At 50.3% G+C, this 23,878-nt stretch carries 27 protein-coding genes and 1 tRNA gene; 12 read left to right on the forward strand and 16 right to left on the reverse strand.

Features of this window, described 5'->3' with window-relative positions:
• Positions 1–22: 22 nt before the first annotated feature.
• The 6 genes from O4H47_RS16405 to O4H47_RS16430 form a co-directional block, all read right to left on the reverse strand.
• On the reverse strand, positions 23–1,867 hold the full coding sequence (locus O4H47_RS16405) for a DUF4214 domain-containing protein (RefSeq protein WP_269395094.1): 1,845 nt from the start codon (positions 1,865–1,867) through the stop codon (positions 23–25).
• A 198-nt stretch (positions 1,868–2,065) separates the two neighbouring features.
• The gene (locus tag O4H47_RS16410; RefSeq protein WP_269395095.1) at positions 2,066–3,022 is read right to left on the reverse strand and encodes a sensor domain-containing diguanylate cyclase; all 957 of its coding nucleotides are present in this window, start codon (positions 3,020–3,022) and stop codon (positions 2,066–2,068) included.
• Between the two features lie 124 nt (positions 3,023–3,146).
• Positions 3,147–3,800 (reverse strand): 5-formyltetrahydrofolate cyclo-ligase, encoded by a 654-nt coding sequence (locus O4H47_RS16415; protein ID WP_269395096.1) that lies wholly within the window; start codon positions 3,798–3,800, stop codon positions 3,147–3,149.
• An 8-nt stretch (positions 3,801–3,808) separates the two neighbouring features.
• Entirely contained in the window at positions 3,809–4,204 is a 396-nt protein-coding gene (locus tag O4H47_RS16420; RefSeq protein ID WP_269395097.1) for a Fur family transcriptional regulator, read from the reverse strand.
• Positions 4,205–5,017, reverse strand: a complete 813-nt coding sequence (locus O4H47_RS16425) for a metal ABC transporter permease (RefSeq protein ID WP_269395098.1) — start codon at positions 5,015–5,017, stop codon at positions 4,205–4,207. It lies immediately after the preceding gene.
• Positions 5,010–5,831 (reverse strand): metal ABC transporter ATP-binding protein, encoded by an 822-nt coding sequence (locus O4H47_RS16430; RefSeq protein ID WP_269395099.1) that lies wholly within the window; start codon positions 5,829–5,831, stop codon positions 5,010–5,012. The genes O4H47_RS16425 and O4H47_RS16430 overlap by 8 nt, the downstream gene beginning before the upstream one ends.
• A gap of 155 nt (positions 5,832–5,986) precedes the next feature.
• Here O4H47_RS16430 and O4H47_RS16435 point away from each other — a divergent pair, with 155 nt between their 5' ends.
• A complete protein-coding gene (locus tag O4H47_RS16435) occupies positions 5,987–6,943 on the forward strand; it encodes a zinc ABC transporter substrate-binding protein (RefSeq protein ID WP_269395100.1) in 957 nt (318 codons plus the stop codon).
• Here O4H47_RS16435 and O4H47_RS16440 read toward each other — a convergent pair.
• Positions 6,926–8,272 carry an NAD(P)H-dependent oxidoreductase gene (locus O4H47_RS16440; protein WP_269395101.1) on the reverse strand — a complete coding sequence of 449 codons (1,347 nt, stop codon included), beginning with the start codon at positions 8,270–8,272 and terminating at the stop codon, positions 6,926–6,928. The genes O4H47_RS16435 and O4H47_RS16440 overlap by 18 nt on opposite strands.
• Before the next feature lie 150 nt (positions 8,273–8,422).
• On the opposite strand from O4H47_RS16440, the gene O4H47_RS16445 reads away from it, so the two are divergent.
• From O4H47_RS16445 to O4H47_RS16465, 5 genes are all read left to right on the forward strand, one after another.
• On the forward strand, positions 8,423–8,974 hold the full coding sequence (locus tag O4H47_RS16445; protein WP_269395102.1) for a DUF924 family protein: 552 nt from the start codon (positions 8,423–8,425) through the stop codon (positions 8,972–8,974).
• A 76-nt stretch (positions 8,975–9,050) separates the two neighbouring features.
• The gene (locus tag O4H47_RS16450; protein WP_269395103.1) at positions 9,051–9,527 is read left to right on the forward strand and encodes a DUF1203 domain-containing protein; all 477 of its coding nucleotides are present in this window, start codon (positions 9,051–9,053) and stop codon (positions 9,525–9,527) included.
• Between the two features lie 113 nt (positions 9,528–9,640).
• A complete protein-coding gene (locus O4H47_RS16455) occupies positions 9,641–10,105 on the forward strand; it encodes a CAP domain-containing protein (protein WP_269395104.1) in 465 nt (154 codons plus the stop codon).
• A gap of 5 nt (positions 10,106–10,110) precedes the next feature.
• Positions 10,111–10,326, forward strand: a complete 216-nt coding sequence (locus O4H47_RS16460) for a sulfurtransferase TusA family protein (protein WP_269395105.1) — start codon at positions 10,111–10,113, stop codon at positions 10,324–10,326.
• Positions 10,327–10,389: 63 nt separating this feature from the next.
• Positions 10,390–11,445 (forward strand): bifunctional transcriptional activator/DNA repair enzyme AdaA, encoded by a 1,056-nt coding sequence (locus O4H47_RS16465; RefSeq protein WP_269395106.1) that lies wholly within the window; start codon positions 10,390–10,392, stop codon positions 11,443–11,445.
• On the opposite strand, the gene O4H47_RS16470 is transcribed toward O4H47_RS16465, so the two are convergent.
• Positions 11,442–12,125, reverse strand: a complete 684-nt coding sequence (locus O4H47_RS16470; protein ID WP_269395107.1) for a winged helix-turn-helix transcriptional regulator — start codon at positions 12,123–12,125, stop codon at positions 11,442–11,444. The two genes, O4H47_RS16465 and O4H47_RS16470, sit on opposite strands and share 4 nt — an antisense overlap.
• Positions 12,126–12,270: 145 nt before the next feature.
• Here O4H47_RS16470 and O4H47_RS16475 point away from each other — a divergent pair, with 145 nt between their 5' ends.
• Entirely contained in the window at positions 12,271–12,492 is a 222-nt protein-coding gene (locus O4H47_RS16475; protein WP_269395108.1) for a tautomerase family protein, read from the forward strand.
• 15 nt (positions 12,493–12,507) lie between these two features.
• Here the strand turns inward: O4H47_RS16475 and O4H47_RS16480 are convergent, their stop codons facing one another.
• Both O4H47_RS16480 and O4H47_RS16485 read right to left on the reverse strand, forming a co-directional pair.
• Positions 12,508–13,605 (reverse strand): D-alanyl-D-alanine carboxypeptidase family protein, encoded by a 1,098-nt coding sequence (locus O4H47_RS16480; protein WP_269395109.1) that lies wholly within the window; start codon positions 13,603–13,605, stop codon positions 12,508–12,510.
• Positions 13,606–13,690: 85 nt separating this feature from the next.
• Positions 13,691–14,272 carry a winged helix-turn-helix domain-containing protein gene (locus O4H47_RS16485; protein ID WP_269395110.1) on the reverse strand — a complete coding sequence of 194 codons (582 nt, stop codon included), beginning with the start codon at positions 14,270–14,272 and terminating at the stop codon, positions 13,691–13,693.
• Positions 14,273–14,423: 151 nt separating this feature from the next.
• Here O4H47_RS16485 and O4H47_RS16490 point away from each other — a divergent pair, with 151 nt between their 5' ends.
• Positions 14,424–15,500, forward strand: coding sequence for a serine hydrolase domain-containing protein (locus tag O4H47_RS16490; RefSeq protein WP_269395148.1), 1,077 nt, complete (start codon positions 14,424–14,426; stop codon positions 15,498–15,500).
• Between the two features lie 55 nt (positions 15,501–15,555).
• On the opposite strand, the gene O4H47_RS16495 is transcribed toward O4H47_RS16490, so the two are convergent.
• Entirely contained in the window at positions 15,556–17,568 is a 2,013-nt protein-coding gene (locus O4H47_RS16495) for a methyl-accepting chemotaxis protein (RefSeq protein WP_269395111.1), read from the reverse strand.
• Between the two features lie 339 nt (positions 17,569–17,907).
• Here O4H47_RS16495 and O4H47_RS16500 point away from each other — a divergent pair, with 339 nt between their 5' ends.
• Entirely contained in the window at positions 17,908–18,471 is a 564-nt protein-coding gene (locus O4H47_RS16500) for an NADPH-dependent FMN reductase (RefSeq protein ID WP_269395112.1), read from the forward strand.
• A gap of 43 nt (positions 18,472–18,514) precedes the next feature.
• On the opposite strand, the gene O4H47_RS16505 is transcribed toward O4H47_RS16500, so the two are convergent.
• Positions 18,515–18,599 (reverse strand) — tRNA-Leu (locus tag O4H47_RS16505).
• A 132-nt stretch (positions 18,600–18,731) separates the two neighbouring features.
• Between O4H47_RS16505 and O4H47_RS16510 the strand changes: the two genes are divergently transcribed.
• Positions 18,732–19,313: a YqaA family protein gene (locus O4H47_RS16510; protein ID WP_269395113.1), complete on the forward strand. Its 582-nt coding sequence runs from the start codon at positions 18,732–18,734 to the stop codon at positions 19,311–19,313.
• Positions 19,314–19,338: 25 nt separating this feature from the next.
• Entirely contained in the window at positions 19,339–19,842 is a 504-nt protein-coding gene (locus O4H47_RS16515; RefSeq protein ID WP_269395114.1) for a disulfide bond formation protein B, read from the forward strand.
• Between the two features lie 132 nt (positions 19,843–19,974).
• On the opposite strand, the gene O4H47_RS16520 is transcribed toward O4H47_RS16515, so the two are convergent.
• The 3 genes from O4H47_RS16520 to O4H47_RS16530 form a co-directional block, all read right to left on the reverse strand.
• The gene (locus O4H47_RS16520; RefSeq protein ID WP_269395115.1) at positions 19,975–20,532 is read right to left on the reverse strand and encodes an HNH endonuclease; all 558 of its coding nucleotides are present in this window, start codon (positions 20,530–20,532) and stop codon (positions 19,975–19,977) included.
• Between the two features lie 97 nt (positions 20,533–20,629).
• Complete coding sequence (locus O4H47_RS16525; RefSeq protein ID WP_269395116.1) at positions 20,630–21,307, reverse strand: alpha/beta hydrolase; 678 nt, start codon at positions 21,305–21,307, stop codon at positions 20,630–20,632.
• 2 nt (positions 21,308–21,309) lie between these two features.
• Positions 21,310–21,963 carry a DNA-3-methyladenine glycosylase family protein gene (locus O4H47_RS16530; protein ID WP_269395117.1) on the reverse strand — a complete coding sequence of 218 codons (654 nt, stop codon included), beginning with the start codon at positions 21,961–21,963 and terminating at the stop codon, positions 21,310–21,312.
• Positions 21,964–22,001: 38 nt separating this feature from the next.
• Between O4H47_RS16530 and gluQRS the strand changes: the two genes are divergently transcribed.
• On the forward strand, positions 22,002–22,901 hold the full coding sequence (gluQRS, locus tag O4H47_RS16535) for a tRNA glutamyl-Q(34) synthetase GluQRS (protein ID WP_269395118.1): 900 nt from the start codon (positions 22,002–22,004) through the stop codon (positions 22,899–22,901).
• Here gluQRS and O4H47_RS16540 read toward each other — a convergent pair.
• A complete protein-coding gene (locus O4H47_RS16540; RefSeq protein WP_269395119.1) occupies positions 22,898–23,875 on the reverse strand; it encodes an NAD-dependent epimerase/dehydratase family protein in 978 nt (325 codons plus the stop codon). The genes gluQRS and O4H47_RS16540 overlap by 4 nt on opposite strands.
• Positions 23,876–23,878: the final 3 nt, after the last annotated feature.

Below are 23,878 nucleotides of genomic sequence, written 5' to 3' on the forward strand. Positions count from 1 at the left end.
ACAATCGGTGCAGCGTCACAATCTAAACGGCAAATGGATCGTCCATAACCCCAACAAGATTAATCAAAAACTCGCCATTGTTCGCATTAAGCGCAGATGCGTAATAGCCATCAACAGCGTTCTTGGCCGCAGCCAAACCCGCATCGCTGCCATCATATAGTGCCATTGCAGCCTTGGCATTGCTCACTTCGCTCATGCCCTTAATGACGGAAAAGTATGCACCAATATTGGCTTTGCCCGTAATGTAGTCCACATCTGCCGGATTGCCTGTTGCAGCCTTTGCGCCATTGATAATGGCCAGCATAAAAATATCGCGTGACACAGAACCCGAGTTCAGCTCATCAACCCAATAATTAAAGCCAGCGGTGTCCGGCGCACGGCCCAAGAAGTTATTGTAAACCGACGTCACAAAACCCGTTGTGTCATTGGGGTCTGGATAAAGCGCCACCGTTTCAGGTTGCACAAAAAAGCTCTTAGCAATTTGGCTGAGTTCCATCCCATCATTCAAGCGCGTGCCCCAATAAAACAGACCCTCTGCATCCGGCGCACGATTGAAATAGGCAATATACATTTCGATAAACACAGTTAGATCCGCAGGTGCAACATTTACCACCCCATCCAACTGATCCAGATTGATGTCCTTGCCGCTTGCAAAATCTATATTTTCCACATTTGAAACAAAATCCGTGCCTTCCACGCCCTGACGGTCAGCAATACTAGTGACCCCTGATTTTGTCAGGCTCAGCGAAAACTGAGATCGCTCACCAGCATATTTGGCCGTGTCTTCTCCAGTGCCGCCGTCAATAACGTCACTGCCGCCGGCCCCCATTATAATATCATTGCCGGCCCCGGCACGCACGGTTTGTCCCGCACCATTGCCCAACACTGTTTCAGCAAATAACGTGCCGACAAACTCTTCGATGGTCGTATCGTGATGAATTTGCAGATGAGGAACTTTGTCACTTGTTGTAAGGGCGATCCACTCTTCTAGACTATTGGAATAAACATCAAGCGTTTGTCCCAACCCAAGGGATAGCCCCTGGCTGAAATCAAACAAAACACTGCTCAATTGCCCAGGCAGTTGCAGAGTTGAGGCGTCAACAATGTCATATCCCGCATTGTCAGCAAGGACGAATGGAATGGCAATCGGCACATCCCATACTGTTCCAGATTTCCCGGCATCACCCTTTAGATTGAGTTTGTAGGTATTGTTTTCAAAGGTGGGTTTCGCACCATAAATCTTTAAAAGTGCTTCAATATCGAGCAATCCAAAGAACGTGAAATAGTTATCCACGTCCGGGTCTGTCAAAGCGTCGCTGTACCATGCACTATTATACGACATGATGCTGAGCATTGTGGTGTCCAGATCACGGTCTAATCGCTCAGCCGCACCAGTGATATAGTCATTTGGATGGCTCAACCCCAAGGCATGGCCCAATTCATGCACAATAGTTCCAAGACCGAAATCGCCGATCCGGCCGTTTGACTTCCCACTATCAATGTAAACTTCTTGCTGACCGCCGTAAGGATAGGTAGCGTATCCACCTGGAATCATATTATGCTTGCCAAACCCAAGCGTCGCCGAAGTTTCGGTAGTTTCTACAAAATCGACATCCAGAAATCCTTCAAGATAATCTAATATCAATCGAGTAAAACCGCGTTCATATGCAGAGAATCGCTCAAACACAGCGACTTCTCCGGTCGGCACCGATGATGGATCGATACGGTCATAGTCTTGCGACCAGAAACTGTAAGTAATTGTAGATGAGCTGTGTTTTGCACCACTAATTACGTGTACAACACTTGTATCCAGTACCGTAAGTTTCTCAGCAGCGGATAAATTGTTCCAAGCGTCGTAATTGGCCATATGTCTCTCAATAGATTAAATTTTTTGGGTCTAAAATGCTATGACAACCCGGCGAAAGCTCTTTTATTAGTTTGCAGCTGCAAACCTTCAAGCAAGTCACCTGATCATCAACTGTATAGATCAAATTCTAGTCAAAACAAAAGGCAAAACTGTGACAGTTTTGCCTGTGCGATTGTGGCGAATAGGGAAATACCTGAACTATTTGGCTTGGCAAACTTGGTTGCGCCCATTTGCTTTGGCTTCATAAAGAGCAGCATCAGCACGGCTGAGCAATTTGTCGATGCTCTTATCTTCTTCTCGATATTCAGCCACGCCAAAGCTTGCAGTAATGCTGACCAATCGACCATCATCACTTGGAATACGCAGCCGCATCATGGTTCGTCTAAATTCATCAACAATGGCGAAGCCATTTTCTTTGGTAACGCCAGGCAATAAAAACAAAAACTCTTCCCCACCAATGCGCGCAAACATTGCCGATTTGCAATTGCTGATGGTGGGCACAAAACCATGCGCCAAGCGGGTTATTTCTTTAAGCACCATATCACCCAACGCGTGGCCATAGGTGTCATTTACCGATTTGAAATGGTCCACATCAAGCATGGCAATCGTTACGGGGGGGCGCTTTTCCTGCTGTAAATAGCTTTCAGCTTCATAAAACACATGGCGCCGATTAAATGCACCCGTTAGCTCGTCCGTAATTGAGAGTTTGCGCAACGACTGTTCGGCTCGTTTTTGCGCGGTAATGTCCTGAAATAGCACTTGGATAACCGGGGTACCTTCCCACGGTAAGCGGCTGGCGGTGATTTTGATCAATTTGTCTGGGCCACTGCCACAAGCAATAACGCTTTCAGTTTCCACCGCTTTCTGCCCCGCTTCAAAAGCAGATTGGAGCAACGAATTGGCTTCCAAAAACTCTGCTTCGCGAATGTAATCGAGAAAATGGCGTCCAACCAATTCAGATTTTTGCGCCCGCAGCAACTGACAAGCCTGATCATTGGCGTAAAGAATGCCCTGCTGGGTGTGAAACAATAGTCCAATCGGCATGGCGTCAAGCATCGCACCCAACCGCTGTTCGGTATCGAACAGCGATTCTTGCGTTTTAACGATGGTATTGACGTCGTCAATATCATCCGCAAAAAGGTCGAACTCTTCCATATTGTCTCACATACTCGAACACTTAAGTGGTTTTAAGCCTATTGGATTGAAGTTAAGAAACTCCAATCATTTTGTTTAAGTGTTAACTGACACGTTCTATATGGACAAAATCATAGCCCCAAAACTATTTATTGAGGTTTAACAAATCACTAGAATGCAAAATGGCGTCCATGGGCACGTCATGGGGCTGTGGATAAATAGTTTCTAGCCGCTGTTCCTTAAACCCAACGCCAATTTTGAACGGCTGAACGTCAAATGTCGCTAGGGTGCGGTCATAATATCCACCCCCATGCCCCAAACGATACCCCTGCTCGTCAAACCCAACCAACGGCGCAATCACCACATTGGGATGAAAAACCTTTGGGTCAATGGGCTGCAAGATATTCCATATCCCGCGCTCCATCTTTGCTTCAGGCGTCCAACGCCGAAAGGCAAGCGGCGCAGCACGTATTTCCACCACGGGCAAAACAATGGTTGCACCCGCCCCAATCGCTTCTTCCATGAAGGGCCGCAAATCCAACTCGCCCTTAAACGGCCAATAGGCAGAAATCACATGATCGGCATTTGGTTTGATCAAATCAAACAATCGCGCGCAAACTATTGCCCCATGTTCTTGGCGCTCATCATTGCTCATCGCTTGGCGAAACTCAATCAGCCGCTGCCGCTCCGCCTTACGCCAAACCGCAACATCCTTCGCCGCCCCAGCATCATATTCAACCAGCTCACCGCACCAGTTTTCTTTGAAGCCTTCGAGTAGGCATGTGGGGGATGAGGCCATGATTTATCTCACCCACACCCCTGACATAGCCCTCTAATCTCAAGGCTTGTTTTGGTCGTGGTGAAGCTGCGCTCATCAGCCCAAGCCGCTAAGCGAGTTTGCACCACCTCGTCGGAAAACTCGGAAACCACGCCGCACTTTTCGCAAATGGCGAAGGCGACGAGGCCAGTTTTGGCGTGGCAATTGGGTTGGGCGCAGGCGACAAAGGAATTCATGCTTTCGAGCCGGTGCACAAGATCAATTTCTTGCAGTTTTTCAAGCGCGCGATAGATTTGCAGCGGGGCTTTGAGGCCCTGATCGCGCAATTGGTCGAGCAAATCATAGGCGCTTAACGGGCCCGGTGCAGCGCTCAATTTATCAAACACTAGACTTTGATTTTTCGTGAGTTTTAGATCTTGTGCCATTTAACTCGCCTTTCGTTTTTTGCGCCAAATGACGGCGATGGGGCTAAGGCTAAGCAAGAACACAATCAATGCGGCCACCACAATGGAGGGGCCAGACGGTGTGTCATAAGCAAGGCTAAGGTTTAGCCCACCAATAACTGATATCACCCCAATGAGTGAAGCGATCACTACCATCTGTTCTGGACTTGCAGACAAACGCCGTGCGGCGGCGGCTGGGATGATCAAAAGGGCGGTAATCAGCAAAATGCCAACGATTTTCATCGCCACTGCAATCAACACCGCCAAAAATACCATCAACAATATCCGCGCCCGTTGCGGGTGCATGCCCTCAGCTTGCGCCAGTTCCACGTTGACCGTGGCCGCTATCAGGGGTCGCCATGCCCATGCAATGCCCACCAAGATTAGTGCGCCAAATCCGTAAATCAGGGCAATATCGCCTTTTGACACGGCCAAAATGTCGCCGAACAAAAGCGCCATCAAATCAATCCGAACCCAACTCATGAACCCAACCAGCACCAACCCCAGAGCAAGTGTTGAGTGAGAAAGGATACCCAAGAGCGCATCAGATGAAAATACCCCGCGCTTTTCCAAAACCAACAACGCGCCGCTTACCAACAAAGCGGCAGCCACCACCCCGACCATCATATTGATGTTGAGCAACAAGCTGATCGCCACGCCCAACAAGGCGGAATGCGCCATTGTATCGCCGAAATAGGCCATGCGCCGCCACACAACAAACGCCCCAAGCGGTCCGGTCACCAGCGCAAAACCAATACCGGCCACCATCGCCCGCACAAAAAAATCATCAAGCATGATCGTGTTCCTTGTGGCTGTGGGCATGGTCACCGTCGCTATGCTCACAATCATCGCAAATGGTGCCATCCGCATGTTGCACGCGCCCATCGGGCAAATGCGTGTGGTCATGTTTATGGTCGTAAATCGCCAATGCGTCCGATGCGCGCGCACCAAACAAACGTTTGTACTCGTCGCTTGCCGCAACGGATTGCGGCGCACCACGACAACACACATGTCCGTTTAAACAGATCACCGTGTCCGTTGCCGCCATCACCACATGCAAATCGTGGGAGATCAGCAAAACGCCGCATCCATGATGGTCACGCATATGTTGGATCAACTCGTAAAGCGCCACTTCGCCTTGAAAATCGACCCCTTGCACGGGCTCATCCAACACCAAAAGATCAGGTTTGCGCAACATGGCACGCGCCAATTGCGCCCGCTGCAACTCACCGCCCGATAGTTGGCCAACCTCTGCATCGGCCAAATGCGCAATACCCACTTGGCTTAGGGCCACTTCAATATCTGCGTGAGCGTGCTTGGCGGTTAAATTCATCAAGCGCTTGACGCTTAGGGGCAACGTCCAATCCAAATTGAACTTTTGCGGCACATAGCTCACCACCAAATTATCTGCCCGCTTCACCGTGCCTTCTGTAGGGTCCAGCACCCCCAGCGCGCATTTAACGCTGGTAGATTTGCCCGATCCATTTGGCCCAATCAAAGTTACAATTTCGCCGCGCCGCACATTAAAATCCACGCCACGCACCAACCATTTGCCGTCGCGTTCCACGCCGACATTTTTTAGCGAAACCAGCAAATCTTTATTGGCCACCCGCACGGCACCTCTTTTATGGCGCTCAAAACCTCCCTGAAAAAGAAAAGTCAATTGGCGCAATTTTCCCTGTTGTCACTCTCTATGCCATACGTTATATCATAACACAATCCATGTAATAATATAACATATCAACAACCACATTAGAGACAAATATGCGCTTTTTGCCCGCCATAGCCTGTGCCAACATTCTAGCCCTATCCGCCACCTCCGCTTTTGCGGACAAATTACAAGTGGTCACCTCCATCCGCCCAATTGAATCGCTGGTGCACTATATCAGCGGCGATAAAGCTGAAGTGACAAACTTGGTGCCCGCCAATGCTTCCCCGCACAATTATGCCCTCAAACCGTCCGATGCCCGGCATTTGCAAAACGCTGACGTCATCTTTTGGATCGACGAGCATTTTGAAACATTCTTGGAAAAAGCCATTTCCACCCTGCCCCAAGCCGCTACCGCCATCACCTTGGCTGAACAAGACGGCATAAGAATACTCGACAGCCGCGATTTGGACCTAAAGGGCGAGCATCACGAAGATGAACATGGCCATGAAGAAGAAGGGCATGACCAGCACGAAGGTCACGATCATGGCGAACATGATTTGCACATTTGGCTCGACCCCGAAAACGCCAAAACAATCACCAATATCATCGCAAAAACACTAAGTGAAAAAGACCCCAAACACGAAACCCTCTATCGCGCCAATGCAGAAAACCTCATTAAAGAGCTCGATGCCCTCATCAGCACCACAAATGAAAAACTAACGAACGTTAGATCGCACCGCTTTGTGACCTTCCACGATGCCTATCAATATTATGAGAACCGCTTTGACCTACAAAACGCTGGCGTGGTTACCCTTGCCCCAGAGATCAAACCAGGCGCGAAACGTTTAAAGGAACTGCAAAGCGCATTGGCGAGCAACCAAATTTCTTGCATTTTCTCCGAACCACAGTTCGACGCAAAGCTGGTGGATCTTGCGATCCAAGGCACCAATGTCAAGGCGGCGGAACTGGACCCGCTCGGCGCAAATCTTAAAAGCGGCACAACCCTTTATGTTGATCTGATCAATCAGCTGACCACAAATATGGTGGGCTGCTTAGACCAAGCCCAATAGCGCATCTTGTTTGGCACGAAGGCCAACAATCGCTTGTGTCGCATCTGGCAAGCAATTGGCATAGGTGATCATATCACCCTTTTTGATCGGGGCGGTGGCAACACCGCCCTCAATCAACCCGCACGGCACGGCTTTTGCTGCGCGTGCGTCAGATGCGGTCATGGTCCAAGAGCGGTAGCAATATTGCCCAATCGCATCAAATCGCTCACCCGCCGCCATATCCTTTTTCGCCAAAGCGCAAACCTCAGCCACAGGCACATCAAGCGGCTGCATATCCACTTGCCCATAAAGCGCGACCCGCGCGCATGACAATGGAACTTCAAGACTGGTCAAATGGAACGGACGATAAAGCGTAAAATACGGCCCGCGGCCCACTTTTAGGTCAGCCATACGCTCATGAATGCGTTCGTGCGGGGCTTTCACAATCACAAAGACCCCCGGCGCGACGCCTTGGCCAATGGTATAATCCACGCGCCCCACACCCGATAGAATGCCGCCATCCCACTCAGGGATCAAAATATCTTCAAGCGTATCAAGCGTCGCTTGCGGACCATGCATACCCGGTTTATCCGGCACCATGCCCGTCGCATTGGCCAGCGCTGCCATCTCAACCATGGTTTTTGAGCCATCAACGAACTCCACCAACATGCGCGGGTTCATATTGCGCGCCTTGGCTTCAGCTTCATAATCATCGGGAACAGCGTCCACATTCAACGGATTGTTTTTGCCTTTTCCAGCCGAAACAATGGGAAAGCCTAAAGCATTTGCAAAATCGATGAGCTCCATGATGGAGGACGGCTCATCCCCTGCGCCAACCGTATAGATAAGACCAAGCTCTAGCGCACGCCGCTTCAAATAAGCACCAACAGTCACATCTGCTTCAACATTCATCATGATGAGGTGTTTGCCCGCTTCAAGCGCTTGCAAACCAATATCGGCGCCAACGCTTGGCTTGCCTGTGGCTTCCACCACTTGTTGGATCAACTCATTGTTTGCCACCAGCGCCGCATCGCAACAAATGGCGATTTTGCCCATTTCAATGGCTTTGCTGATCGCCCCGTTGCTTTCACACACCACAGCATTGCTGCGGTCACCATAGGCAATCTCAACGGCCTTCAGCGCATTTTCTGCATTGCGCACAGCTACCGCCCCAATCCGCAAACCACGCATCCGCGCCACTTGCATAATCAAATCAGTGCCCATCTCTCCCGCGCCAATCAGCCCAATCACCACTTCCTTGCCCGCCTCTTCAAGCCGCAACAAATCTCGGCTTAGCCCAGTAAGGCTTGAAGGGGGCATAGCAAAAATGGACGAAGCTGATTTTAACATGGATGGACCTTAAACAGACTATTTGCCGCTTTTTACCCGAGCATAGACCGATTGGCGATAGGCCACATCAACAAATTGTAATGAGCAATCGCTTGATCTTTGCATCAAGCCTCTTCACCTTGGTGAAATCAAAATAACCTGAGGACCATTATGATTGCACAGCCAGAAGACGTCATCCAGTTTTGGTTCAAAGACCACGGCCCCAAAGACTGGTTCACAGGCGGCGAAGATTTCGACAAAGCAATTGTTGAAAAATTCTCAAAAACACATGCCGCCGCCCACAAAGGCGAACTATTCTGGTGGCGCACATCGCCTGAAAATCGATTAGCCGAAATCATCGTGCTGGATCAATTCACCCGCCAAATATATCGCAAAGACCCACGCGCCTTTGCGTGCGACCCCATCGCTTTAACCTTGGCCCAAGAAATGGTGATCCGGGGCGACGATATGAAATTGCCAGATGATTGGCGCTCTTTTGCCTATATGCCCTATATGCATAGCGAAAGCTTGAGTGTGCATGATGAAGCCATGAAACTGTTCGGCGCGCTGCCGGGCGAAAACAGCCTAGAATATGAGATTAAACACCGCGACATGATCGAAAAATTTGGCCGCTATCCTTACCGAAATGAGGTTTTGGGCCGCAAAAACACGACTGAAGAAGATGCATTTTTGTCTGGAGATCACGATAGTTTTGGCCAATAAGACGAGGCAACGGTCAAAACCGGGTCGATACTATTAGCTTGATGATGTTGGGTCTTCCTTAAAAAAGGAGACCCGCATGACTGAAATTACATTCACGCCCATTCCCACCGCTGACGCTCAAAGCTGGTGGGATGGGGGTACTGATGCTTACAACCAACCGCTCGAGCAGCGTCAGTCTGACGGCACAGCACCTTGCCGACATTGCCTTAGAAATATTGAAAAAGGAAAGCCTGTTTTGCTGGGCGCCTACAAACCCTTCGCCTCCACTGGCCATTTCACGGAAACGGGGCCAATTTTTATATGCGGCGAACCCTGCGCGCGCTTTGTTGGTGACAACAACCAATTACCGCCAGTAGTGGCAGAACGCGATCAATTCATAATCCGGGGCTATTCTGCAAACGAAAAGATTGATTACCGCACCGGGCAAATCGTTCAGGTGCAAGACCTCACAAATGTCGCAGCAAAGATCTTCGCCCATTCAGACGTCAAATTCATCCATTTGCGGTCAGCGGGCTATACATGTTTCACCACGCGCATCGACCGAGCCGGCTGACCGCAATTTCGCCCTGATTATTTGATTGGATCACGCAACAGTCAGAGGCATAGCTCTGGCTGTTTTTTTACGCCTCTGCTATTAGGTTTAAACGATAAGACATTGGGGACAAAATGCATAAGATTCTAGCCATAGTTGCTTTACTCTTGCCGCTCGCTGGCTGTGTCAGTGCCACGACACCACTACCTGCGGGCCTAACCGCTTCAATGGCGCACCCGGGCGCGCAGCTAGACCAGCAAGAAGCCATTGGCCTGATCAATCAATATCGTGTGGCCAATCGTTTAAGCCCCCTTACCTTGACCCCAGAACTAAACGGCGTCGCCACACAGGCCGCTGCCCGCTATGCAAAAGATGGCAACAATAATGGCGCAGCCGCATTGATTGCAGAACGCACCAATGGCGCCACCCTATTTAGTGCTGGCTACACCAATTTTGCTGAAACATTTTCTGGTTGGCGCAACTCGAGCCGCGACGCCAAAACCCTGCTACGCGCGGACGCCAATAACGCTGGGCTTGCCGTCAATTATAACGCCAATTCAAGCTATGGTGCCCATTGGGTGCTGATCGTTACCGAGTAATTGTCATGCAGATCGATACCATTGGCCTGAATTGCCCTTTGCCCGTCATTAAGGCGGAAAAAGCACTGAGCAGCCTGTCGTCAGGAGACCTATTGGTGCTCTTGGCCAGCGACCCCCTCGCCGCCATCGATATCCCCAACATGTGCAATAAAGCCGGACACAAGCTTCTCGCAAAGAGCCAAACCGGAGATGTGTTGCGCTTTGAGATCGAAAAAGCTTAGCTCAAACAAATAGACGCCCGAAATCGAGCGGACAGCGCTCACAAACTGGGCTAGTTTATGTGCATGCTTTTTCAAACACCAAATGACGACACACTCTACCAAGCCCTTCTAGATCGCGATCCATCGTTTGATGGGCGCGTTTACGTGGGGGTGTCATCAACGGGCATTTTTTGTCGGCTGACTTGTCCCGCAAGAAAACCAAAGCGGCAGAATTGCAGCTTCTACCCTGAAGTTGCGAGCGCCATTGCAGCGGGTTTTCGTCCCTGCAAACGGTGTAAGCCCTTGGCGCCCGAAGCCAACGGCGACATTACCATTCAAACACTCACCAAGGCATTAGAAGAAAACCCCGCACATCGCTGGAGCGAAGGTGACGTTGCGCGCATGGGGTTTGACCCATCCACTGTGCGCCGCGCGTTCAAACGCCAATTTGGCATCACCTTTTTAGAAATGGCCCGCCTAAGTCGCCTACGCGATGGCTTCACGACCCTGTCGGGAGGCGGCAAAGTTATCGAGGCACAGCTTGATGCAGGCTACTCATCACCCAGTGCCTTTCGAACAGCTTTTGCAAAACTATTGGGGCTCGCGCCAGGCAAACTCGCCAAAGATCCGATGTTAAAAGCAGATTGGATTGATACGCCCTTAGGCGCGATGATCGCAGTGAGCGATAATACCGCCCTGCACTTGCTCGAGTTCGCCGATCGCAAAGCCTTGCCCGCTGAACTCAAAAAGCTAACAAAAGCCGTCAAAGGCAATATTGGCATTGGCCGCTCTGCCCCAACAAAGCAGGTGGAAGAAGAACTCAAACGCTTTTTTGCCGGCACATCAGATCAGTTCAACACCCCCCTTGTTTTGCACGGTTCAGACTTTACCAAAAACGTTTGGGACGCCTTGCGCACCATTCCTGCCGGGCACACAAAAAGCTATTCTGATTTAGCAAAGGAAATTGGAAGACCTACAGCCACCCGCGCCGTTGCGCGCGCAAATGGGGCCAACCAAATCGCCATTTTGATCCCTTGCCATAGGGTTATTGGAGCTGACGGATCACTAACTGGATATGGAGGTGGCCTATGGCGCAAGCAAAAGCTAATCGAACTGGAACAACAATATCTAGCCCGTTAACACGAAGCCAATGAACTACGCACAAGCCAATTACCAATGGTACTTGCGAGGTGTTCATCACCGATGAGGTCAATTTTTTGATCATCAATCTCTTTTTCCAAGCGCGAAAGCCCTAACCACGCAGAAGTCATGGCTTTCAATTCCGCACTAACAAAAAGATCCACATTAAACCCCGGATCATTCCAACAAATATCAACATCGCACCCTGGTTTGGCGATCAACCAATAGTTTGTTTGTTCATTTTCCAATTCGGGGAACATAAATTGTATGGTTGTCTTTTGGTGCATCGGCAGCGCGTGACGATCCACCTTGCGTCGAATATTCCACATCAAAAGCCGGGCATCTAAGTGCTCTAATGTCACCTCTGTATCAACATTTCGATGCGCCCATTGCCCAAGCGCATGCACAATTGGCCCCAACTCGTTTCCAACAGGGGTGATTTTGTAGGTTATGCCCCCAGTAACCCCATCCTCGCGCCGAGAGATCAGCCCATGCACCTCCATTTCCTTGAGACGCTTGGACAATAGGGTTGGTGACATCCGGGGCACACCGCGCCGAATTTCATTAAAACGCATCGACCCAGACCACATCTCGCACATGATCAACAAGGTCCATCGTGGCTCCAATATTTCACACGCCATAGCGATAGGACAAAATTGATTGTAGCTATTTTGGGACATTACGCCTTCCTCACTTTCATGAGTATGCGCACCGATAACCCATACCGTCTAGTACAGACTAAGTACCAGATCTGCTCTAGTTTCTACACTGGCTTGCATCCAATCCAATGGCCTAGCTTTCCCCATCAACTAAAAGGAGGCAACCATGCCATTAATCGACATCAATGTTATTGAAGGGGTTTTCACCCCTAAACAGAAACAAGAACTCATCACCAACGTCACTGACGCTGTGGTGGCCATCGAAGGGGAGAACCTGCGATCGGTCACTTGGGTTCGGATTTTAGAGGTCAAAAGTGGCGACTGGGCGATTGGAGGTCAAATGCTACAATCAGGCGATGTGCAAGACATGGCCCGCGGCACGGGTTGAACCACAACAGTGCACCTAGGGCCGCAAAAACAGCGGTCTTGGGCGCGGCAGCTCAACAGTGGCCACCTTGGGCACATAGTTGTAGGCCGGACGCGGCCTTGGCAAATCAACGTCCACAAGTTTGCCCAGCGTATGCACCCTCACCCTTTTTGGCACAACGTCATCGCCCAAATAGGTCGGTTGTCCCTCAAGTCCGAACGGAAACGCCGCTTTGCGTCCATCCACATAGGCCTTTGCCTGTTTGCCGCAAATCTTTTCGCGCATATCAATCGGCGCCGATGCCAAATTTGCAACGCGCGTGACAGATTTTCCAGTGCCCTTATAACGATTGTCAAATCCACGCTCGAGCAGCAAAGCGGTCAACTCCCCACGCTCTCGGGCCGAGGATGCGCCCAACACTATTGCCATCAATTTGCGCCCTTGGCGTTCGGCAGTGGCCACAATATTTAGACCTGAGGCACAAACATAGCCGGTTTTCATGCCGGTCGTGCCACGAAATTTGGTGAGCAGAATATTGTATGAGGCCAATTTGGCCTTTCCAAATTCAACCGTGCGCGTGTCAAACATGCCATCATATTGCGGATATCGATTGCGGATCACCACAGAAAGAATGGCCAAGTCACGCGCACTTGTGACCTGTTCACCTTCATGCAGGCCATTTGGATTAACAAAAAAGGTATTGGAGAGCCCCAGGTTTTTCGCATGGGCATTCATTAGGGTGACGAATTTGCCTTCCGATCCGCCAATTGTTTCCGCCAACGCAATGGCTACATCGTTGGCCGATTTAACAATCAGCAAATAGAGCGCATCCTCTAGTGTTATTGCAGTGCCAACAGGAAAGCCCATTTTGCTGGGTGGCGCCTTAAGAGCATTCGCCGACATTATAACGGGCGTATCCAAATTGACCTGCCCTGCAGCAATGGCTTCAAACGCCACATAGGCCGTCATTAATTTGGTCAATGAAGCTGGATGCCAGGCAACCCCCGCATCTTCTTCAAAAAGCACTTCGCCACTTTGCATGTCGATCAGCAACTGGGGAATAGCCAACCCCGGCGCACTGGTCGCAATCAAAACCACAACAGCGATGAAAAACTGACGCAATCCGCGCATCATTACCCAACTTCTTTTGAAACGTGTCCAACTTGTACCCACACGTTCAGCCTGATGCAAATGCATTAAGGCAAAGTGATGGCCAACGTCAGTCCGCAGGGCTTAAACCCAATGTAATGAGGTGAAATTCACCCTCCTCCGACATTTCCAAACCCTTTGTATAGTCCAACACAAGTGAATCAATGCGCGCGGTCAGATCCTGGAGCTGTTTTGTGGTCAACGGCACAGTAAACTGCAATGCCAGAGCGTTACGTTTTTCTGTGCCCAATTGCGCCCGACCATCCAACAAAGAGCGGCGCAATGCACGCGCCGCCTGCCGATAGCCCGCCTCCCCATTGTCAGCAATTGCGGCCAAATAGGCTGGATCGCGATTAAGCGGATCGGTGGCCAAAAGGTGCGAAATCGGGCGATAAAGCTTTTCATTGCGTGCACCAGAACGGCGCTCGCCTGCCACAACCACCAGACCCACAGCCAACAATTTATCCATGTGATGATAGAGCGAATGCGGCGATTTGCCGATGCTCTGCGCAATTTCCTTGATGGAGCCTTCGCCCAAGCCAAGCAACCCTTGAAACAGAGCGCGGCTGGCTGGCGCACCCAAGGCATGCAATTGCTCAGGTGTCGTTAGAACAAATTCTTCTGCTGCATCTTGAATAGGGACATTTGGCATATTAAATATATCTCATATGTTTTAATATAGTGAAAGCCTAACCTTTATGTTTCCACATTTTTTGCCCCTAAACCGTTTTGCAGTTGCAACAATATTCTCAATCACAAGTTTTTCCATAACCATCCCTAACGCGCGAGCCCAACCCGTGAACATGCAATCAGATATTCAAACACTTCTAGAGCAAAGACTTCCAGAAATACGGGAGGCTGCGGACCAATTCGGCAACGCGGGAATTGTGATGCACAAAGGGCAGATCATCGCGCAAAGTCAAAGCGGTGTGCGGCAAAAAGGAAAGCAAAACAAAATCCAGTCGACAGACAAATGGCATATTGGCTCCATTACTAAATCCATGACCGCCAGCATGATTGGGCGCCTCGTTGACAAAAACCAATTGGACTTTGACGCAACAATTGCTGAGCTATTGCCCAACCAGAAATCTCAAATCGATATCGCTTGGTACCCCGTTAAACTAATTGAACTGCTTCAACACACATCAGGCGCCAAAGGCAATTTCAACATTCCAACCATGCTCAACAACAGTTTCGCCGATGAAACCGCATTGTTGCAAGCACGAGAAAAAGCAGTTTTGGGGGCACTTAGCAAATCGCCGCAGAATGCACCAAACACGACCTTTGCTTATTCAAATTTGGGGTACACCATCGCCGCCTACATTGCAGAGCAAGCCACCAACAAAAGCTGGGAAACGCTCGTGCAAGAGGAATTGTTCGCCCCCCTTCAGCTTTCAAGCGCGGGCTTTGGCGCGCCAAAGGGCGAACAACCGTGGGGCCATGCGACAAGGTTCTTTCTCTTCACCAGCGCCGCTGACCCGCAAAGCCCTGGCTCTGATAACACACCAATCATCGGCCCAGCGGGCACAGTTCATATGTCGATAAGGGATTTGGCCCACTATGGGCAAATGCATTTGGACGCCATGAAAGGCGACACCCCATTTATGTCAGCTACGACCGAAAGACGTTTGCACACCCCAAGTGAGTTGACCAAACACAATGAAAGATATGCCGCCGGCTGGATCGTCATCCCCCCGCGCACGCCATTGGATGGCGAAGCGCTTTTCCATAATGGCTCAAACACCATGTGGTACGCATTTCTGATCGTTGAACCTAAGCATGACATCGTCGCGGCCTTCACCACAAACACCGGCACAATAGAAGAATCTGAAGCAAAATTTGGTGCACTATTTCAAGACGTATTGCTAAAAATGGAATGAGCGGAAAGGTAAAAACCTTCCCGCCCACTTATTTCAATTGCCGCGATAAGGAGCGCTAGAATTCAGCCCAATCTTCACTGATCGCTGCATTGCCTTGACTGGCATAAGAAGCCCTTGCCGGTGCAGCGGCCTTTTGCTGCGGAGCACGAACTTCAACTGGTTTTTCGTATGAGGCTGAACCGCTAATCCGAAACACATCAACGATTTCATCTAGTTCGCTGGCTTGAGTTTCAGTTTGTGCAATCGCAGCATTTGTTTCTTCCACAAGTGCTGCGTTGTGCTGAGTCATCTCGTCCATTTGGCGCACGGCAGTGCCCACTTCAGAAATGGCATTTGACTGCTCTTTTGAAGCCTGTGCAATTTCAGACATCAATGCCGCATTTTCTTGCACCGCAGAAAGCATCTCACCAAGCTTTGCCGACGCCCCAGAAACCAGTTTTGTTCCCTCGGCAACCTCGCCAGCACTTTGTTCAATCAATACTTTCACTTCTGAAGACGCTTGGGCAGCAGACTGTGCCAAACGACGCACTTCAACCGCCACAACCGCAAAGCCCTTGCCCGCCTCGCCAGCGCGTGCCGCTTCCACAGAAGCGTTCAGCGCCAGCAAGTTGGTTTGGAATGCGATATCGTCGATCATGCCAATGATGTTGGAGATTTTGGATGAAGAACTGGTAATTTTCTCCATGGCACCCGTCGCATGGGTCATCGCTTCCCCACCTTCTGAAGCCAATTGAGACGCCTGAGCGGTTTTTTGTGTAGCCAATTGTGCTTTTTGCGCATTGTCGGCGACCGTTTCAGACAATTGCTCCATCGCGGCTGATGTTTCTTCAATGGTTGCCGCCTGGCGAGTTGTGCGCTCGCTCAGGTCGTTCGCACCGGTGAGAATTTCACCTGTGGCAGATTTCAAACCGCTTGACGTTTCACGCAGACGACCAACAATTTCAGTCAACCGATCAGCAACAGCATTGGTATCTTGCTTCAGTTTAAGGAATGAGCCTTGGTATTCGCCCTCAACACGCTGGGTCAGATCAGTTTTGGCCAGTGCGGCAAGCACTTCGCCCGTTTCACGCAAACCGCGCTCAACCGTATCCACCAATCCGTTCACGCTGGTGCCCAAAGTGTTCAGCTCTGGATCTGGGAACTCCATATCAACACGATTGGAAAAATCGCCCCGACCAGCAGCATCAACCACTTTGCCGAATGCCGTTTGCAGGTTCTGCATCATTTGCGCACGCTCTTCGCGTGTTTGTGCCTGTCGTTCGGTGTCTTCTTCGCTCAACTGGTCAATTTTCAGACCGTTCTCTCTAAAGATCTCAACCGCACGGGCCATTTCGCCAATTTCGTCCTGCCGGTTTGCACCAACAACCTCAACCTCATACTCTCGGGCGGCGAGTTTTCCCATCACCCGGGTTAAGCCATCAATCGGCTTCGTAATTGATCGACCAATAACATAGGCCAAGATCAACAACGCACCAGCAATCGCAGCGGTTAACCCCAATTGCTGCATAATGGTTTCTTGGTTTGCGGCCCGCAAATCATCGATATAGACGCCAGTTCCAACGATCCACCCCCAAGGTGCAAAGTAAGAAACGTAGCTGTTTTTATCGACCGGCGTCTTTTCTTTCCCGCGCGGCCAGACATATTCCATGAAGCCTGCGCCATCTTTTTTGGCAATGGCAATCATGTCGACAAAAATGGCCTTGCCATTCACGTCTTTCAGCCCCAGCTGATTGCCGCCCACAAGTTGCTTTGCAAATGGATGCATAATCATCACACCGCTATCGTCAACGGCAAAGAAATACTCGGCGCCACGATACCGAATGTCCTCAATTGATCGCAGGGCCGCGGCTTGCGCTTCAGCAACACTTACCTCGCCCGCTTCTGCTCGATCAAAGTTGGCTTGCACGATTGCAATTGCGGAATCAGTGAGTGACACCAATTCTTGTGAGCGCAAATTTGTGCGCGTATTATTGATGTTGGAAATGCTCACATAAGCCAACAGCCCAACTGTGAGCATGGACAGTGCCACCAATAAATAAATTCGTGCAGATATCTTGAGTTTATGCATGCCTTGTTACCCCGGCTAAAGTCTTGGAACACACACAATGTGCGTGGTCCAAGGCGCTAAATTCGACCAAGGGTGTGTTCAATCTTCGTTTTTGAAGCGCGCGTTTGCCCCGACAACGCCCTAACGAGTATGCTACTTACCTGCCCCTTGGCCGGTTATGTACGGTCCAATGTGCCTCAAAATCAGTTAAGTAAGCATAAACCATTAGCGATTTTTTGCCGCAGGTCCCGCGGCTGTGCGCCGCACCCTATTTCGATTGCAGTCACTTCAGATAAGACAAGATATTGCTTTCTTTATTCAATCGCCCTACAACAAAGAAAACTTCGAAAAGGTAACGACGTGTCCCATTCAGCAAGATTTCTAGGCATCGCTGGCAGCCTCCGGCAGAACTCGTATAATTTCCAATTGTTGGAAGCGCTGCAAAAAAGCACAGCGCAGGAGCAAATCGACCTAGAGATCTATCAAGGTCTTTCAACCATACCGCTCTTTAATGAAGATATGAGACCCGTCGAGAAACGCCCCGCCGCCGTTCTAAACCTTTGCGAGAAGATCGAAAACGCCGATGGTGTGGTTATAGCAACACCAGAATATGCCCAATCCGTTCCAGGTGTTCTAAAAAACTTACTCGACTGGATTTCAATCAGCCCGGCACTAAATGAAAAGCCTGTTGCCATTTTGGGCGGCACCACAGGCATCTGGGGCACCCGATATGCCCAAGCAAGTTTGCGCCACACCCTCGTTGCAATGGGAGCCTTTACGATGCAACGACCAATGGTGTTTGTGAACGACATCAAAAGCCAACTGCCAACACCAGACCAACCAATTAGCCCCGACTTAGAACAGCGACTGAACGCTTTTGCCCACGGCATGAAAAAATGGGTCCGGCTGCACGCTAAGGACTAAAAAACAAAACCCCGCCTGGCAAAAGCCAACCGGGGTTTTTGTTTGGTGCGGGTGGAGGGAATCGAACCCCCACTCCCGAAAGAACGGGATTTTGAATCCCGCGCGTCTACCAGTTCCGCCACACCCGCACTAAGGTGATGGGGGCGGAATATACTCAAAAACACCCCCGCGTCAATCACTGATTGACACGAATTTCAAACTGATTACATCTGTGGACCAAAAGGGCGGCTTGTCCTTGTCAGAATTTGAGGAAAAGTGACGTGATTAGACGCCTATATGACTGGGTTTTAGCGCTTGGCGCATCCAAACATGCCCCCAAAGCCCTTGGCGCCATCTCCTTCGCGGAGAGTTCATTTTTTCCCATGCCGCCAGATGTGATGCTGATCCCAATGGTTTTGGCCAAACGTGAAAAAGCGTGGTGGTTTGCGCTTATATGCACCATCACATCTGTTTTGGGCGGCATATTGGGCTACTATATTGGCTGGGCACTGCTGGAAACACTAGCAAAACCGATTCTTGAGTTTTACGGCTATTGGCACAAATTTGAAGATTTTCAATTGGCCTTTAATGAATGGGGACTGCTAATTGTCTTCGTGTTTGGCCTCACCCCGTTCCCCTATAAGGTGATCACCATTGCCTCTGGCGCGACGGGCCTTAATCTGCCCATATTTATCCTTTCCTCTATCGTTGCACGCGGACTGAGATTCTTCATCGTCGCCGGGCTTTTGTATTTCTTTGGACCCCCTATTAAGGATTTCATCGAAAAACGCCTCGGGTTGATGTTCTTCATCGGTTGCGCGCTACTTGTTGGTGGCTTCGTGGCAATCAAGTTTTTGATTTAGTTGCCTTTTGAAATTGGGGAATAAAGTGATTGAGTTGAATGCAAAAAACTTAACCGTAGGTGTTACAGCGCTTGCGGCAACCGCCATCACCAGCGCGTACGGCTTTCAATATATCGGTGGCTATATTCCATGCGATTTGTGCTACGAACAACGCAACCCCTATTACATAACGATCCCGCTTTTGTTGATAACCCTGTTTATCTGGGACCGGCTAAACGCCAACTACCGCACCATTTTACTCGGCATCGTCGCGCTGATTTTTGCTTATGGCACTTGGATGGCAGGCTATCACTCAGGTGTTGAATGGAGCTGGTGGCCGGGCCCCGACACCTGCACTGGTGTTGGTGCTGGCATTGCAGATTTTGCTGATCTGCAAAACATCAACGATACGGTCGTAATTCCGTGTGATCGCGCGCAAGTGCGCTTTTTCGGCCTCAGCTTTGCGGGCATGAACGCCATTGTTTCACTGTTCCTCACCTGCGCCACACTTTATGCAGGTCACCTGAATTTCCACTCGAACAAGAAATAACCAACACTGGTATGATTTTCAGAATTGAGTCGAAAATGGTAAGGTTTGCGAACCAGCGCGCAGCGTACTAAGAGTACGTGAGCACTGGAAGCACAAAACCACGCCATTTGCAGACCAAATATGAAGATCATCTTAGGGTTCCAGTTCGATATCCCAATAAAGATAATCCATCCAACTCTCGTGCAGATGATTGGGGGGGAACTTGCGCCCATTGGCTTGCAAATCATAAACCGTGGGTTGAAATGGGGTTTGGCTGGGCCACATGCCAATATCGCGTGGCATCTTGTCTGCCTTGCGCAAATTACAAGGGGAGCAAGCCGCAACCACATTTTGCCACGTGGTGCGCCCGCCTCGAGCGCGCGGAATCAAATGATCAAAGGTCAGATCGTGTTTTGACCCACAATATTGACATTCAAATCGGTCACGTAAAAATAGGTTAAACCGCGTAAATGCAGGGTTGCTCGCGGGTTTAATGTAGGATTTGAGCGCAACCACACTGGGCAGCTTCATTTCAAAGCTCGGGCTTTTGATCACCCGATCATACTCATTGACAATATTTACGCGGTCTAGGCACACCGCTTTAATCGCGTCCTGCCAAGACCACAAGGACAATGGATAATAGCTCAGCGGCCGAAAGTCCGCGTTCAACACAAGCGCCGGGAGAGCTTCGGGTGACACATGGATTGTCACACCTTCCTCCTTTGGTGAGAATCACTCCACTAAAATTAACCCCATCATTGTGGCTTAAGATGTCACCTGTGTGAAGGCTTGTTAACGATCTCTTTACCTATTCGACTTCGATCTGATCGTCAGGCTTAAACACATGGCTCAAAAACCCGGTGGCGAACTGCAACCCATCCATCGCGATAGAGTGGCCGGTTTTTTGCGTCACTTTTAACGACACATTGACGTAAAATTCTTCAAGTACCGTTTTGGCTTCAAGACTGCCCGCAACCGGCACCACATCATCATCTTCCCCATGCACCAAACAAACAGGCGGCGAAGACTCCATCTCGTCACCAATCGTTTCCGCATCTACCATTTTGCCCGAGAAACATAAAATGCCTGCCAAAGGCTCTTCAAACCGCAGCCCAGTATAAAGCGCCATCATGGCCCCTTGGCTGAACCCACCAAGCACCACGTCTTTAAGTTCAAGCCCAGCATCAGCGGTGCGTTGCAAAACATAATCTCGGATTTGGGGATAGGCCTGTTCCGCGCCCGCTTCATAATTGGTATCGCCACGCTCCAGATCCAAATGAAACCACTCAAAACCAAACGGATTGACCGCACACGGTTTTGGCGCATTTGGCGCCAAGAACTCCACATCGGGAAAGCCTTGGTTCCAAAAATTGCCAAGCCCGATCATGTCTTTGCCGTCCGAGCCGTAGCCATGCAGTAAAATCACAAGCTTGTTTGGCGGATTGCCATTCGCAGGTTCCAATTTCGGGCCAAACAATTCGCTCATATTTAAATGCCTTCTTTATTTTTTGTCACCGCATAATAGCGCCACATAAGGCGCGCCGCCGCGCCTCGATAAGGCGACCATTTTTGCGTCATTTTCATGGTCTCGCTAATGCTTGGTGTAGCATTATGGCCCATATGGTGCGCAACTATTTTTCGCAACGCCAAATCTCCGGCGGGAAAAACATCCGGGTGCCCCACACAAAACGACAGGTAAACCTCAGCCGTCCACGGCCCAATGCCTTTGATCGCGGTCAGCATTTTCATTGATTCAAAAATCGGCGCATCCGCCACCAAATCATAACGCAAGGTGCGTCCCAACTCGGCATTGGCGATAGACCGAATGGTCCGATACTTCGCTTGGGACAGGCCGACCCCCACCAACCCCTCTTCACCCAGCTCTAAATATCGCTCGGGCGTCACCACCCCCAATGTGTCGCAAAACCGATCCCAAATCGCAGCGGCTGATTGCACGGACAAAAGCTGCCCGATTACGATGCGTGACAAACCCTCAAATCCACCCGTTTCAGCGCGCAAGGGCACCGGATCACACAAATCCAATACTGTGCGCAAAGAAGGGTCGCTTTCAACCAGCGCGGCCAATTGCGCCGCCAAAACGGGCTCACTTCTCAAACGTTTAATCAGCGGGTTGTGATTCATGTTTGTCTTTCTTGTTCGTTCGTGGCAACTAGAGCGCTATGAACACAAACGATCAACCCATTTTCCGCTTTGCCCCCAGCCCTAACGGCCAGCTGCATCTCGGCCACGCTTTCTCCGCCCTTTTGACCCAAGAATTGGCGCAAAAGGCTGACGGCAAATTATTGTTGCGCATCGAGGACATCGATACCATTCGCTGCACCGATGAAGGCATTGAGCAAATGCTCAATGATCTGGATTGGGTCGGCTTTTCATGGGACGAAGAACCCCGCCGTCAATCCGCCCATTTTGACGATTACGAAAAGGCCCTAAACGCCTTACACGCTGATGGGTTGCTTTACCCCTGCTTTTGCTCGCGCTCACAAATCAAAGCCAATGCCACCGGTGAAAAAGACCCCGATGGCGCGCCAAAATACCCGGGCACCTGCAAGCATATGAGCCCTTATGATCGCGACAAACGCATCAACAGCGACGCCGCATACGCCCTGCGCCTTGATATGAAGAAGGCATTGGAAAAGGTTGGCGAGGTCACATGGCAGGAAATGAGCGAAGACCTGAGCGAAACTGAAACCATCACCGCTGACCCAATGGCTTGGGGCGATGTTATTTTAGCGCGCAAATATACCCCAACCTCATATCACCTCAGCGTTGTGGTCGATGATGCGGACCAAGGCATTACCCACGTGACGCGCGGCAAAGACCTATATTTTGCAACCGCCGTTCACCGCGTTTTGCAAAAGCTGCTTGAGCTGCCAGAACCGAAATATATGCATCATGGGCTTATCCTTGATGATGAGGGCAATAAGCTTTCAAAGTCGAAGAAATCCTTAAGCCTTGCTGCCCTTAAAAAGCGAGACTGGACACCAGAACAAGTCCGCGCCCAGTTGGGGTTTGAAGAAGATGATGAAGAGCCCGAAACTGAGTTGGGCGAAGAAGACTAAGCCAATACCGACGTGCGTTTCATGGTTTTAAGCTTTTCCAATTCCGCCGCAGGCAGCAGGGCCAAAGTCGTCTCGGCTACGGCACGCTCAAACGGTGTGCCAAACCCTGCGCCCAAAATCGCATCCAGCTTGGGGTCCAGCAATTCCTGTGGTGATTTCCACAGATAGCGCATTTTGATCACTTCGCGGATCACCGGCTGAAAAACTCCGACCACACTGAACAACCACCAAGGTAGGTTGACCACCTTATAGGGCTGCGGCACTACCCGTTGAATGGCATCCGCAATCTCATTTCCGGTTACGAAGTTCCCGTGAAAATGGAGATTCTCAAATGTGTTTAGCTCGTCACGTTTTGCAGCCACTTTCTCAAACGCTCGGCCAAGATCGGGCAAATAGGCCCAGGTGTGTTTGGTCTGCCCGTCGCACGGCAATGTGATCTTGCGTTTTTTGAAATTCATCGCAAAGCCTAGGTCAAACCAACTGCCTTCAGCCCCTGGACCATAAAAATCTCCGGCCCGCAGCATAAAGGCTTTAAAGCCGTGGTTCAGCGCGCCTGCTTTTAGCGCCTCTTCCATGCGTTTGCGGATCTCCCCTTTGGGTGTCTCAGGGTTTTGCACCCCGTCCGGGGTCATTTTGGCCACGCTTGCTGCAAAATTGTAAACATTGGCAGAAAAAACCAAGGTTTTTCCGGTGCCCTTCATCGCCTCAATCACAACGTCGTTTAAGCGCTCCGCTTCGCCCTCCCACTGGTCATAGGGCAGGTTCAGCGCATGCACGACCACATCCGCGTCTTTGATTGCGCGTTTAACGTCTTCCAACTGAATTGCATCCCCTTGTACAAAACTGAACCCATCAAACGCTGTTTTGTTCGAGCGACCAAAACCAACAACGTTCCACCCCGCTTCAATAAATGCTTTGGCTGCAAATTGGCCGATACGACCATTGATGCCCAAAATTGTTACTGTGTCTGCCATGTT

The organism is Maritalea porphyrae (genome assembly GCF_027213965.1).
GTDB classification, from domain to species: Bacteria; Pseudomonadota; Alphaproteobacteria; order Rhizobiales; family Devosiaceae; genus Maritalea; species Maritalea porphyrae_A.